The 14,117-nt window shown below is 54.1% G+C and carries 11 protein-coding genes; 7 read left to right on the top strand and 4 right to left on the bottom strand.

The genetic code is table 11. From position 1 onward, the window contains the following. The first annotated feature begins 58 nt into the window (after nt 1-58). Both IBT54_RS00555 and dcuR read left to right on the top strand, forming a co-directional pair. Nucleotides 59-1,648, top strand: a complete 1,590-nt coding sequence (locus IBT54_RS00555) for a sensor histidine kinase (RefSeq protein WP_033785039.1) — start codon at nt 59-61, stop codon at nt 1,646-1,648. Next, nucleotides 1,645-2,364 (top strand): two-component system response regulator DcuR, encoded by a 720-nt coding sequence (gene dcuR, locus IBT54_RS00550; protein ID WP_033735650.1) that lies wholly within the window; start codon nt 1,645-1,647, stop codon nt 2,362-2,364. The genes IBT54_RS00555 and dcuR overlap by 4 nt, the downstream gene beginning before the upstream one ends. On the opposite strand, the gene IBT54_RS00545 is transcribed toward dcuR, so the two are convergent. Further along, complete coding sequence (locus IBT54_RS00545) at nt 2,358-3,320, bottom strand: FAD:protein FMN transferase (RefSeq protein ID WP_095707762.1); 963 nt, start codon at nt 3,318-3,320, stop codon at nt 2,358-2,360. The two genes, dcuR and IBT54_RS00545, sit on opposite strands and share 7 nt — an antisense overlap. A 63-nt stretch (nt 3,321-3,383) precedes the next feature. Continuing rightward, nucleotides 3,384-6,164 (bottom strand): flavocytochrome c, encoded by a 2,781-nt coding sequence (locus IBT54_RS00540; RefSeq protein ID WP_201251295.1) that lies wholly within the window; start codon nt 6,162-6,164, stop codon nt 3,384-3,386. A 588-nt stretch (nt 6,165-6,752) separates the two neighbouring features. On the opposite strand from IBT54_RS00540, the gene IBT54_RS00535 reads away from it, so the two are divergent. The 4 genes from IBT54_RS00535 (at nt 6,753) to IBT54_RS00520 (ending at nt 10,969) form a co-directional block, all read left to right on the top strand. Next, nucleotides 6,753-8,261 (top strand): anion permease, encoded by a 1,509-nt coding sequence (locus tag IBT54_RS00535; RefSeq protein ID WP_013196201.1) that lies wholly within the window; start codon nt 6,753-6,755, stop codon nt 8,259-8,261. Between the two features lie 156 nt (nt 8,262-8,417). Beyond that, nucleotides 8,418-10,064, top strand: a complete 1,647-nt coding sequence (fumA, locus tag IBT54_RS00530) for a class I fumarate hydratase FumA (protein WP_201251294.1) — start codon at nt 8,418-8,420, stop codon at nt 10,062-10,064. Nucleotides 10,065-10,311: 247 nt separating this feature from the next. Further along, nucleotides 10,312-10,683, top strand: a complete 372-nt coding sequence (locus IBT54_RS00525; protein WP_201251293.1) for a type II toxin-antitoxin system RelE/ParE family toxin — start codon at nt 10,312-10,314, stop codon at nt 10,681-10,683. Further along, entirely contained in the window at nt 10,670-10,969 is a 300-nt protein-coding gene (locus tag IBT54_RS00520) for a helix-turn-helix domain-containing protein (RefSeq protein ID WP_201251292.1), read from the top strand. Before IBT54_RS00525 ends, IBT54_RS00520 begins: the two co-directional genes overlap by 14 nt. Before the next feature lie 176 nt (nt 10,970-11,145). Here the strand turns inward: IBT54_RS00520 and IBT54_RS00515 are convergent, their stop codons facing one another. After that, entirely contained in the window at nt 11,146-11,802 is a 657-nt protein-coding gene (locus IBT54_RS00515; protein ID WP_201251291.1) for an SDR family oxidoreductase, read from the bottom strand. 89 nt (nt 11,803-11,891) lie between these two features. Then, nucleotides 11,892-12,959 carry an SDR family oxidoreductase gene (locus IBT54_RS00510; RefSeq protein ID WP_201251290.1) on the bottom strand — a complete coding sequence of 356 codons (1,068 nt, stop codon included), beginning with the start codon at nt 12,957-12,959 and terminating at the stop codon, nt 11,892-11,894. A 100-nt stretch (nt 12,960-13,059) separates the two neighbouring features. Here IBT54_RS00510 and IBT54_RS00505 point away from each other — a divergent pair, with 100 nt between their 5' ends. After that, complete coding sequence (locus IBT54_RS00505; RefSeq protein ID WP_107320384.1) at nt 13,060-13,962, top strand: LysR family transcriptional regulator; 903 nt, start codon at nt 13,060-13,062, stop codon at nt 13,960-13,962. The last annotated feature ends 155 nt before the right edge of the window (nt 13,963-14,117 follow it).

Genomic DNA, 14,117 nt, shown 5'->3' with positions numbered 1-14,117 from the left:
GTGCTGAACATCGATGACAAGCCAACCACAGAACCGACATGCCGTGACGAAACGACCCATGAAACTCAGTACCCTGACCACCCTCATGATGACTGCGGTGATCGTTACCGTGCTGCTCGCTGTCCATCTGCTCTATTTCGTTCAGATTGATAACTTTGCCCAGTCGCATCTTAAAGATAAAGCGATGGCGGTGGCGCGAACGCTGGCAGACAGCCCGGAAGTGCAGCGCGGGTTACTGTTGCCAGACGGCAGCAGCCAGATTCAGCCGCTGGCGGAAGCCGCGCGCAAACGCAATGGCCTGCTGTTTGTGGTGGTGACGGACATGCGCGGCATTCGCTTTTCACATCCCAATGCCGCGGTGATCGGCAAACATTTTGTCGGCAATGACATCTATCCCACGCTGAGTGGCCGGGAAAATGTGGCGGTTAATCATGGCGTGCTGGTGGAGGCACTGCGGGTGTTTACGCCGGTCTATAACGCACAGCATCAGCAGATTGGCGTGGTAGCAATCGGCATTGCGCTGAATGATGTGGCAGCCCAGATTGCAAAGAGCCGCTGGAATATCGTCTGGACCGTCCTGTTTGGTGGTGTGGTCGGGCTGCTGGGTATTCTGATTCTGGTCAGGCGACTCAAGAAAATACTGCTGGGGCTGGAGCCACACGAAATCTCCAGCCTGTTTGAACAGCGCCAGGCGATCCTGAATTCTATTAAAGAAGGGGTGATTGCGGTCGATGATCAGTCACGCGTCAGCCTGATTAACCACGCGGCTCAGCAGTTGCTGCATGAAACCACCCGCAGGATGCCGTTAAGCGGTGACCTGATTGCTGAGGAGAGCGTCATGCATCGTCATCAGCAGGATGCGCTGCATGCGGGTAAAGCCTGGCACGATCAGGAGCTGACGCTGGGTAATCGCATCCTGATCAGCAACACCGTTCCGGTGCGCAGTCGTGACCGCATTATCGGCGCGGTAACGACGTTCAGGGATAAAACCGAAATCAGCCAGCTGATGCAGCGTCTGGACGGCATGGTAAACTATGTAGATGCGTTACGTGAGCGGTCCCATGAGTTCATGAATAAGCTGCATGTGATTCTGGGCCTGCTGCATATGAAAAATTATGCACAGATGGAAGAGTACATTCTGAAAACCGCTAACGCCTATCAGACGGAGATCGGTTCGCTGCTGCAAAAGATCAAATCGCCGATCATTGCCGGTTTCCTGCTCAGCAAAATCAATCGGGTAACCGATGAAGGTCATCAGCTGATTATCGATGAGGCGAGCTTTCTGCCTGACTGCGGCAGCGAGGAGCAGAGCGCAGTTCTGATTACCGTGCTGGGCAATTTAATTGAAAATGCCCTTGAGGCGCTGGATCCGGAAACCGAAGGGGAAATTCACCTCATGCTGCATTATCAGAATGGCTGGTTAGCCTGCGAAGTGAGTGATGACGGGCCAGGTATCGACAGCTCGCAGCTCAACGCTATTTTTGAGCGCGGCGTCTCGTCAAAAGGTGACGATCGCGGTGTCGGACTGTTTCTGGTTAAGCAGCAAACCGAAAGCCTGGGCGGTAATGTCAGTGTTGAGTCGGAACCCGGTGTATTTACCCAATTTTTAGTGCAACTTCCGTGGGAGAGAGGAATGATTACCCAATGATCAATGTGTTAGTTGTCGATGATGACGCCATGGTAGCCGAGCTGAATCGCTGTTATATCGGGCAAATCCCAGGCTTCACCTGCTGCGGCACGGCCTCAACCTTACAGCAGGCCAAAGAGCGGCTGGCCGAGGCTGAACCACAGGTTGATCTGATCCTGCTGGATATCTATATGCAGCAGGAAAACGGTCTCGACCTGCTGCCGGAGCTGCGCAGCGCAGGACGCCCGGTTGACGTGATTATCATCTCGTCAGCGGCCGATGCCGCCACGATCAAGACCTCGCTCAACTATGGCGTAGTGGATTATCTGATCAAGCCCTTCCAGTTTGCCCGCTTTGAAGAGGCGCTGACCGGCTGGCGGCAGAAAAAATCGCTGATGGACAATCATCAGTTCTATCAGCAGTCGGACGTTGATCAGCTGTTGCATGGTAACCCACCCGGTGCCAGCGAACAGAAACGTCTGCCGAAAGGATTAACGCCGCAGACGCTGCGTACCCTGTGCCTGTGGATCGATGCTCATCCCGGCACCGAGTTCTCTACCGACGAACTGGCAACGGAAGTAAATATCTCGCGCGTTTCGTGCCGTAAATACCTGATCTGGCTGGCGCAGATTAATATTCTGTTCACCAGTATTCATTATGGGGTCACGGGCCGTCCGGTTTACCGCTATCGCCTGCAGCCGGAGTATCACACCTTACTCAAACAATACTGTCAGTGAACCAGCCGGTAGTCCGTGTCGAGTAACTGAAACGAAAAGTGACGTTGTGACGAGCAGATGATCTGCCTGTCACGGGTCACAAAGATAGCTTCAATGCCCGGTTTGTCGGCCAGGCAGGCGATACCCTTTTCAACGCCCAGCCCGTACAGCAGCGTCGTATAGATGTCGCCATCCAGCGAGCGCTCGGAAATCACGGTCACGCTCAGCAGCTCGTTATCCAGCGGATAACCGGTCTGTGGATCCAGGATGTGGTGATAACAGATCTCATCCAGCTCGAAATAGCGCTCATAAATACCGGACGTCACGACCGAGCGGTTATTTACACCGATGACACCGATTAGCGCATCGGCCTTACCAAACGGCTTTTTCAGACCGATTGCCCAGCCCGCCTCTTCAGGCGGCGCGCCCACCGTCTGAACGTTGCCGCCCAGATTGATCAGCGCACTGCTGACCTGCTGCTGACGCAAAAAGGCCTGGACTACGTCGGCGATATAGCCTTTGGCGATGGCACCCAGGTCAATCTCCATTCCTGGCCGTGCCAGCATCACGCTGCGGGTGGCAGCATCAAGGATCACGTCCTGCGGATTAATCAGCGTCATGCGCGCCTGAAGATCGGCTTCTGACGGAACGCTGTGGCCCTGAAAACCAATTTTCCAGCACTTCACCAGCGGACCGATAGCGAGATTAAACAGGCTGTCGGGCAACAGACTCACCGCATGCGCACAGGCGATCAAATCAAACACTGGCTGACTGACGACCACCGCATGCTCTCCTGCCGCGTGGTTAATCGCCATGACTTCCGATGCCGCGCGATTTACCGTGAAGAGATTCTCCTGCTGTTTGATCAGGCGGAAAACCTGTCCGGCTAGCGTCTGGTTGTCTTCGAAGAGTTTGAGCAGGATGGGCGAACCCATTAGTACAGCGGAGTAAGCATAGACACGCGCATCAGTTAACATAGGCGACTCTGCTTTATAGGGGAAAAACCGGCACCCGCAGGATGCGGATGCCGGAGACTACCGTTAACGTCGGGCGTAGGCGGCAGCGTTACCGCCGGCCAGGATACCGAAGATGATGATATCTGCAACGGCGTTACCGCCGATACGGTTCGCGCCGTGAATGCCGCCAATCACCTCACCACACGCCCAGGCACCGTTAATCACCTGTTTCTGGCTGTCCAGCACCGCGGTGGTGGTGTCGATGGTGACACCGCCCATGGTGTGATGCACGCCCGGTGCGACACGAATCGCGTAGAATGGCGCTTCACTCAGCGGATGACGCAGTGCAGTCTGGCGACCGAAATCTTCGTCTTTCTGCATGATGACGAAGTTGTTGTAACGGGCCAGCGTCGCTTCCAGCGTGTGATGCTCACTCATGTTGAGTTTCACCGCCAGTTCCGCCACGGTTGGCGCGCTGACCACAAAGCCTTTGGCGATATATTCATCAGCCGCTTTGTTATTCATACGTACCTGCTCGTCAAACACAATCCAGGCACTCTTCTCTGGCAGAGCAATAATCTGCGCCGAGACTTTGTCGCGGGTTTCCATTTCGTTATAGAAACGCTTACCGGCCTGGCTGACCAGGATAGCGCCGCCGCCACGAATCGATTCAGAGACCAGATAAGAGGTGGTCTGCTCAACCGTCGGGTGAATCTGGATTTCCTTCATATCCACGGTACCGGCACCAATTTTCTCCAGCATCGCAATACCGCTGCCGGTCGCACCTTTGTGATTGGTGGTGACAAAGCCATCGAGTTCAGGACGGTATTTCACCACCAGCTCACGGTTTGCACTGAAGCCACCGGTTGCCACAATCACGCTTTTAGCGTTCAGGATACGGCTGTCGTTATATTCATCGACGACTTTCACGCCCGCAACTGCGCCATTCTCATAGAGGATCTCAGCAACCGAGGTTTCCAGCAGGACTTCGATGTTGCGGCTGTTGATGTTTTTCACCAGGCCGCTGATCAGGAAGCCACCCACCGCTGAACGGTCAGCCGGACGGTGAGTTCGGTCGATGCTCATCCCGCCGGTAATGGTGATGTCGTTAAGCTCAATGCCTTTATCCGCCAGCCACTCTATCGCCTCAGGTGCCAGGTCAACAAACTCACGCAGCAGCACCGGATTGTTTTTGAACTGACCGCCCTTCAGCGTCTCCTCAAAAAACAGCTCTTTGCTGTCTTCGATGCCTTTGAGTTTCTGGAAACGGGTTTCAGCGGCGTTCATGCCCACAGACGCTTTGATGGTGTTGCCGCCGATGGTCGGCATCTTCTCGATGATGACCACGCGTGCGCCTTCATCATGCGCCTGAATCGCGGCCGCCAGACCGGCACCGCCGCTACCCACAACCACCACATCGTAGTTCTGAGGTGCGTTAGGGTTACCACCCTCTTCAATCACATGCTCTTTGCTGGAGGTGGTCAGCGCACGGGAAACCGCTTTTTTCAGCGCTTCACTCTGGGTGGTCGCGCCGGTAATCGCATCAACGTGGGGACTGTTAGCCACCAGAATGCGGTTACGCAGGCTTTCAAAGGTGGTGGTGAAATCCACATCCAGCGTGTCGTCCGGCACCAGCGAGATGTCGGTAATACGGTCGGTATCCAGTGTAACGTTGATTTTCAGCTTCAGCGCTTCGGCTTCCACTTTCTCCTGGTAAACACCCGCTTTGTATTTACGGCCCGATTCGCTCATGTCGCGGATCATCGCGTCAACCAGTGAGAAGCGCCACAGCGGTTCCGGGATCTGCAGCTCTTCGCGTTTGTTGCTGTCGATGTAGAGTTCGAGATGTTCGTTATTGATGATGCGGTCAGCCCAGTTCGGATAGGCGATACAGGCTTTACCAATCGCTACCAGATCGTAGCCTTTTTCCAGCGCCAGCTCGGCGTCGGCTTTATTTACCACGCCGCCCACACCAATCACCGGCACTTTTGCCAGCACGGGCGAACGCATCGCAACGAATTTCTCGATCAGCGGCGTCGGGTCCTGCGTATCGACAATGGACGGGCGCAGCAGTTGACCGACAGAGAAGTGAACATAGTCGAGTCCGCGCGCAGCCAGTTTTTCCAGCAGATAGAGAGTGTCATCAAAGCGGATGCCAGGGACTTCGATCTCCTCTGGCGAGAAGCGATAGCCGATGATGAACGAATTATGGGCGAAGCGCTCCGCCATCTTGTGGGTGATCTCCAGCACTTCCAGCGGGAAGCGTGCGCGGTTATCGCGGCTGCCGCCCCACTTGTCATCACGCTGGTTAGAGTTCGGAGAATAGAACTGCTGAATCAGATAGGTGTTAGCACCGTGAATTTCGACGCCGTCGAAACCGGCTTTGATAGCACGGTTCACCGCATCACCAAATTTGGTGATCATGGTTTCAACTTCTTCGGCGCTAAGCGCCAGGGGTTTAGTTGCCCCTTCACGCGGTGCGGCAATGGCGCTCGGCGCAACCGGTGTTTTCCCGCCGATCAGTTCCGGCTCGACCATGCGGCCACCGTGATAGATCTGCAGAATGGCTGTAGAGCCTTCAGATTTAATCGCGTCCGCGATGCGTTTCAGGCCGGGAATTTTGTTGTCGCTGTCGATAGCGATGGCACCCGGAAACGCCGGGCCGCGGTTATCAATGAAGCAGCACTCGACGATCACGGTTCCGATGCTGCCTGCACGTGCGCGGTAATACTCGACCAGTTCGCTGGTGACCGTTCCGTCATAAAAACCGGTGCAGGTGGTCATAGGAGCCATCACCAGTCGGTTTTTTAACACAGCGCCGCCAGGCAGGGTAAGGGGATTAAGAATGGGGGTGAGAGATTTCATTGCGATAAACTCCAAGATTTAAAAGTCTGGAAATTTTTAGCGGACGCAAATTATCGCTTAATTAAGTGGTCCGATGTCATACATCTAATATACCCTTTTCTTTGCTTTCATAAGCGATAAATTTACTTTTTTAACTTTTAATCGATTCAGAGTTTTTATTTGCTGAATTCAGGAAGTGAAGTTATATTAATTGTTAACCATGGGTAACTAAAAATCAACCATCCATTTACATAAATAATTTACCCTTCATGATCAGAATGTTAAGATGAATACTTCGGGTCAGACCTTCCGAAGATTTGTCGATTAGCTTCACAAAACTGTCAGAATGTCGATGCCAGAAATATAAATAAAAAATAAATGTTAAAAATGGGGAATAATGAATAAATTTCTTTGATCTGGATCAAAATCTATATTTGCAAAAATCGCATCATATTTACATGGATTTAAATATGCTGCTCAATAGTGCAGCAGCAGATTAAAAAAATCAGTGCATCGCGGTTTATTCACACCATTAAGAATAAATAAGAAAGTCATCAGTGAAGGTCCGGGGCGCAAATCGCATTCTTCTCAACTTGCAGATAAAATACTATGAAACCACTCTCAGCTGTAACTGAACCCCCTAAAGCCGCACCTGCGGCGGCGGGTAAAAAGAAAGCTATCATGCTGGCTCTGCCAGTCATCGTTGCCGTGTTGCTGTTGCTGGTGCCGACGCCGGCCGGTCTTGAACCCTACGCCTGGCACTTCTTCGCCATCTTTGTCGGCGTGATTGTCGGATTGATCTTTGAACCGCTGCCGGGTGCTGTTATCGGCCTGACCGGCGTCGTCGCTATCGCCCTGTTCAGTCAGTTTGTCCTTTTCAGCCCGGCGGAACTGGCTGACCCGAAATTCAAAGTCGCCAGTGAGTCCTTTAAGTGGGCGGTCAGCGGTTTCGGCAACTCCACCGTCTGGCTCATCTTCGGTGCCTTTATGTTCGCCGCCGGATATGACAAGACGCAGTTTGGTCGTCGTCTGGCCCTGATTCTGGTGAAGTATCTGGGTCGCCGCAGCCTGACACTGGGTTATGCCATTACTTTCGCTGATCTGCTTCTGGCACCCTTCACACCGTCCAACACCGCGCGCAGTGGCGGTACTATCTATCCGATTATCGCTAACCTGCCTCCGCTGTATGGCTCTAAACCCAACGACCCGAGCGCCCGTAAGATCGGTTCATATCTGATGTGGGTTGCCATCACCGCAGCTTGTATTACCAGCTCAATGTTCCTGTCAGCGCTGGCACCTAACCTGCTGGCACTGGCGCTGGTAAAAAGCATCATCGGTTTCGATATCTCATGGGGTATGTGGTTCCTGGCCTTCCTGCCGCTGGGTGTGCTGCTGATTCTGACTATGCCGCTGCTGGCTTACTGGTTCTATCCGCCTGAAGTCAAAATCAACGATGAAGTGCCGAAATGGGCTATCGCTGAACTGGAAAAACTGGGCCGCCTGACCCGTAACGAAATCCTGCTGCTGGTGTTCGTGGTCTGTGCCCTGCTGATGTGGATTTTCGCCACCTCATGGATTGAGCCTGCGATGGCTGCCCTGCTGGTGGTGGTACTGATGCTCTGGACAGGCGTCCTGAACTGGAACGACATTACCAGCAATAAACCGGCCTGGAACACCTTTGCCTGGTTCGCAACGCTGGTGGCGCTGGCTGATGGTCTGGCCCGTGTCGGTTTTATCGCCTGGTTAGGTAAAGAAGGTGGCATGCTGCTGCAGGGTTACGACCCACAGATTTCAGCCGTAGTGCTGTTAATCGCCTTCTTCCTGCTGCATTACCTGTTTGCCAGTACCACCGCGCATACCACAGCCCTGTTACCGGCCATGCTGACCATTGCAGCCTCAATCCCGGGCATCAATATGCCGGTCTTCTGCCTGATGCTGTGTACCTCTCTGGGTGTGATGGGCATCATCACCCCTTACGGCACTGGCCCAAGCCCGATTTATTACGGCAGCGGTTATCTGCCGACTAAAGATTACTGGCGTCTGGGTACCATCTTTGGTGCCATCTTCCTGGTCTCCATGATGGTGATTGCTTATCCGTGGATGGTTTGGATGTTCTGACGGATACAACATGCAGATCAACGCGTTATAAGATACCATTCCTTCACTTCCCCGTCGCACCCGCGGCGGGGAAGCATAATAAACAATGAATTCGCCTATGATGTTGCGCCCCGCAGCCTGCCCGCGGAGGTTCAGCCGGTCATTAAGTGAGAAAAAATGTCGAACAAACCTTTTGTCTATCAGAACCCTTTTCCGCTGTCCCACGAAGATACTGAATACTATTTGCTGACTCGCGAGCATGTCTCGGTCGCCGAGTTTGAGGGTCAGGAGATCCTTAAAGTCGACCCGCAGGCGCTGACGCTGCTGAGTCAGCAGGCTTTCCACGACGCCTCTTTCATGCTGCGTCCGGCCCATCAGCAGCAGGTAGCCTCCATCCTTGAAGATCCGGAAGCCAGCGACAATGACAAATATGTCGCCCTGCAGTTTTTAAGAAACTCTGAAATTGCCGCCAAAGGCGTGCTGCCGACCTGTCAGGATACCGGCACCGCGATCATCATGGGCAAAAAGGGCCAGCGCGTCTGGACCGGTGGCGGCGATGAAGCCGCGCTGTCACAGGGTATCTATAACACCTACATCGAAGACAACCTGCGCTATTCACAGAATGCTGCGCTGGATATGTACAAAGAGGTGAACACCGGCACTAACCTGCCGGCGCAGATCGACCTCTACAGCGTCGATGGCGATGAGTATAAATTCCTCTGTATCGCTAAAGGTGGCGGCTCCGCTAACAAAACCTATCTCTATCAGGAAACCAAAGCGCTACTGAGCCCCGGCAAGCTGAAAAATTACCTGGTGGATAAAATGCGCACCCTCGGCACCGCAGCCTGCCCGCCTTACCATATTGCGTTTGTTATCGGCGGCACATCGGCTGAAAGCACACTGAAAACCGTTAAGCTCGCCTCTACGCACTATTACGACGGCTTACCAACCGAAGGCAATGAGCACGGTCAGGCTTTCCGCGACGTTCAGCTGGAGCAGGAACTGCTGGAAGCGGCGCAGCAGCTCGGCCTTGGCGCGCAGTTTGGCGGCAAATATTTCGCGCACGACATCCGCGTGGTGCGTCTGCCGCGTCACGGCGCATCCTGCCCGATCGGCATGGGCGTCTCCTGCTCGGCTGACCGTAATATCAAAGCGAAGATCAACCGCGAAGGTATCTGGATTGAGAAACTGGAAGCCAACCCGGGCCGCCTGATACCGGAAGCGCTGCGTCAGCAGGGCGAAGGTGAGGTGTTACAGGTTGATCTCAACCGTCCAATGGAGCAAATTCTGGCGCAGCTTTCTGCGTATCCTGTTTCTACCCGTCTGTCACTAACCGGTAACATTATCGTGGCGCGCGACATTGCTCATGCCAAACTCAAAGAGCGCATCGATAACGGCGAAGGATTACCGCAGTACATTAAAGATCATCCGGTCTATTACGCCGGTCCGGCCAAAACGCCTGAAGGTTATGCATCCGGTTCACTCGGCCCGACTACCGCAGGCCGCATGGACTCCTACGTTGATTTGCTGCAGGCCCACGGCGGCAGCAAGATCATGCTGGCAAAAGGTAACCGCAGCCAGCAGGTGACGGATGCCTGTCATAAACATGGCGGCTTCTATCTGGGCAGCATCGGTGGCCCGGCCGCGGTGCTGGCGCAGCAGAGCATCAAGAGTCTGGAATGCGTGGAGTATCCTGAGCTGGGAATGGAAGCGATCTGGAAAATCGAGGTGGAGAACTTCCCTGCGTTTATCCTGGTCGATGACAAAGGTAATGACTTCTTCCAGCATATTGAGCGCGCGCACTGCGCGAAATGCGTGAAGTAAAAACTGCGTCAGATAAGAAAAAAGCCCCGTTTTCGGGGCTTTTTTTATGAGGAAAATCAGGCCACTTAGCTGTCAGAGAGATCCTGCACATACTGATCCTCGTGGTGCCAGATCTGAAGCTCAAACTTGATTGTCAATCCAGACAAAATGGTTCTTTACCCACCAATTTTGCACTCATGATAATTTGCCATTATACCTCACAGGTTATAAGCTAATCATAGCTTTCAGGTTATATGGAGATGGATTAATGACATGGGAAGTCATCATAAGAACGCTGTTTGATGTCTGGTATGAAAAGCAGAACGACGATGTTCAGGAAGAGATTGCAGCCTACTTGCTGATACTTGAAGAGATTGGTCCTCAATTAGGGCGTCCGCATGTGGATCAGGTTAAAGCGTCTGAATATAAAAACATGAAAGAGTTGCGAGTACAGGTTGGCGGACATCCATTTCGCGCGTTCTTCGCCTTTGATCCTGAACGCAAGGCGATTGTCCTGTGTGCAGGAGATAAAAAAGGTGAAGATGAAAAACTGTTCTACAAACGTATGATTAAAATTGCAGATGCCGAGTTCACCTCGCATCTGGCATCACCGGAGATTAAAGACGATGGCAACGCTTAAAGAAATGATGGCTAAACGCTCCCCGCAGAGCCGTACGCGAATAGAATCCCGTGCTGCTGAAATCCGTCAGGAGATCACACTTGCCAAACTGCGTGAGGAATTATCTGTTTCACAGACGCATCTAGCTGAAGTTTTAGGCGTCAAACAACCTTCTGTTGCTAAAATAGAAAACGTTGATAACGATCCTAAGCTCTCAACGCTGAGACGCTATATTGCCGGTCTGGGAGGAGAGCTGACTCTCGATGTCACGTTACCCGACGGCAAGCGTATTGCTCTAAGTCTTTAACAGACTCTGCTTCAGGCCGCATCCTCGCTCCGCTACGGTGGGGTTTTTAATGGCTGTCCTCATAAAGTGACAAGCTGAGAATAACGACAGAAATGTCCTGAATTTAGAGAGTTAAAAATAGCCGGCGCTTACTTTCATTTGCAGTCACTTAATGAAAGCGCCGCTATCAGACCTTGTTAACCCCGCTGCAACCGTTGCAGCGCCACATCGATCTGCTCATCGCCTTTGGTGAGTTCGACGATCTGATACTTAATCGCCGGATTCTCAATCAGCCCGACCAGCGTCGCCGCCACATCTTCGCGCGGGATCTCACCATAGGGGATCGCCAGATCTGCATGCACCCGACCCGTACCAGCTTCATCGGTCAGCGTGCCAGGCCGCAGGATCACCCACTCCAGCTTACTCGCTACCAGCTCTGCATCCGCCAGACGCTTCACCCGCATGTAGTTCTCAAATCCCTCAGATGGCGTTTTACCGCGGCCTGCATCCGGAAAAGCGGATACCAGCATAAAGCGCGACACGCCAGCCTGCTCCGCAGCGGCGACCGCCAGCTTCAGCCCTTCACCGTCGATGGCATTGGTCAGCGCGATACCGGCACCGCCCGCACCCGCTGTAAAGACCGCCACGTCGTGACCGGTCATCAACGCTACCAGCGCCGTCACGCTAAGCTGCTGAATATCGCCCGCGACAGGCTTAGCGCCTGCGGCCTGCAGGGTATCAGCCTGTTCCGGCTTACGGTGCAATGCCGTGACAGTGTGACCTTTGCTGCTCAGCTGACGGGTCAGCTTTTGGCCCACCTTGCCCGCCGCACCGATAATGAAACATGTCGCCATAAGATCCACTCCTCCATTCACTGATCAGGTGTCAGAGTATAGCTATCTGCCAGAAACGAAACAGGCGCCTGATGCGGCGCCTGCTGGGTTTATTCCGGAATCACTTTTTCCGCTTTCAGTTTATCAAACAGCTGCGTAAAGGAGTCCAGCGTACTGCGGTAGCCGGTAAAGCCCGCTTTGCGGCTCTTACTCATGTCGGTGAAAGCTTCCATGGGGCGGCCCAGGTCGGCATCGGTATGCCACCATGAAGCCAGCTTAGTGACATCAGCCTCACGCAGCTGATGCTGTTCTGCAATCGCCCGCCATGCGCTGTCAGCTTCCTGCATGCGATTTTCCAGCGGCATCATCTGCGCCGGGTACTCTGCGGCTTCGATACCGAAGTAGTCAGCCAGTTTTGGCCACATCCAGTTCCAGCGGAACACATCGCCATTGACTGCGTTGAAATCCTGATTCGCGGCGTTCGGTGACGTTGCCGCCCAGTGCAGCTGCTCGGCCAGCAAACCGGCATCGGTCATATCCGCGACACCATTCCACTGCTCCGGCGAACCCGGGAAGATAAACGGCCAGCCCTTCTCTTTGCACAATGTTGCATAAACCGCCAGCGTCTGCCCCATGTTCATCGCGTTGCCTACGGCATAGCCGATGATGGTGTGCGGACGGTGCACGCTCCAGCGAAAGTCATACTTCTCTGCGCCCGCGAACACTTCATCTTCCTGCGCATAGTAGAAGTTATCGACCGGCTGACGCCCCTGCTCTTCACGGAACGGCGTAACCGGCACGGCACCTTTGCCATACGCTTCAAACGGACCCAGGTAGTGTTTCAGCCCGGTCACCAGCGCGACGTGCGAACCTTTCAGGCGATCGCCGAGGGCTTCAATCACGTTGCGAACCATGCCGCCGTTAACGCGGATGTTCTCTTTCTCATTTTCCTGACGCGCCCAGACGCTGAAAAACAGCGCGTCCGGTTTGACCTCTTTCAGTGCGTCACGCACAGCATCTGCATCGGTCAGATCGGCGGTCAGGCTGGTTGCGCCTTCAGGTACTGCACCACGTCCGCGTGACAGGCCACTGACCTGCCAGCCCTCCTGCTGTAATTTATCTGCCAGTGCGCGACCAATAACGCCGCTGATGCCCACAATCAAAGCGTGCTTTTTCATTTGATTTCTCCTCGTTTTGCGTAATGCTAAGCCTAATAGAGAATTCAGTTCTTATCTCTGGCATTTATTCACAGCATTCTCAACCTGAGTTCACTAATCGATGCACGATCATCGCCTCAAAGATATTCTGCCCTTTGTCGCCAGCGTGGAGTGCGGCAGCTTTACCGCCGCGGCTGAACGTCTGCACGTGACCGGCTCGGCGGTCAGCAAAAGCGTCAGCCGCCTGGAGACGCGCTTAGGCTCGCGGCTGCTGGAGCGCACCACGCGTAGCCTGAATCTGACCGACGCGGGCAGCGCCTATTATCAGACCTGTCTGCGGGTGCTGGAGGATCTGGCCGAAGCCGAGGCGGTACTGGCCGCCCAGCGCACCATTCCATCCGGCCGTCTGCGTCTGGCAGTACCCACCACCTTTGGACGCCTCAACGTCATGCCGGTGCTGATGCCCTTCTGCCAGCAAAATCCGGAGCTGGCACTGAGCCTGAGTTTGTCCGATCGCTTTGTTGACTTGTTTGAGGAAGGCGTGGATGTGGCAGTGCGGATCGGCGGTGCGCCCGACCTTCCCGCGTCGCTGGGCTGGCGTAACATGGGTCGCGAAAAGATGCAGTTCTGTGCTTCTCCCGCCTATCTTGACCGCGAAGGCCGTCCTGAAAATGAAGCAGCGCTGCTGAACCATCCTGCCATTCTTTATGAGCGCGTGGATGGCACAACCAAACCCTGGCTGTTTACCACCGAAGATGGTCAGCCCCACTGGCGCGACGTGCCCTATCGGCTGGCACTGGGCGACGTCGATGCACAGCTTCAGGCAGTCATTGCCGGGCTGGGTGTCGCGCAGATGCCCTCCTGGCTGATTCAGCGCGCCGTGGCCGCCGGTGAACTGGAAATTATTATGCCGCAGTTACAGCCCGACGGGCTGACGCTGAGCGTGGTGTGGCCACGCCGAAAACAGTTCCTGCCAAAAGTGGATGCACTATTATCGGCACTCAACGCCCTCGCCATTCGCTGACACCGGCTTATTTCTGATTAATATGGTTGGGATATTTCATCCTGACCCTGTTCCTCTGCTCTTTACGGCCCGGCACTCGTGCCCATTCTTCCCTTCCTGAAATTTCCGCAATCATCTATTCCCCTAAATAACACGCTTAAAACTAATGGCTTTAT

Origin of the sequence: Pantoea sp. S62 (assembly GCF_016658625.1) — a bacterium.
Taxonomy (GTDB): Bacteria; Pseudomonadota; Gammaproteobacteria; order Enterobacterales; family Enterobacteriaceae; genus Pantoea; species Pantoea vagans.
The sequence above is the reverse complement of the archived record's forward strand: the minus strand, read 5'-3'. Positions and strand labels throughout refer to the sequence as shown.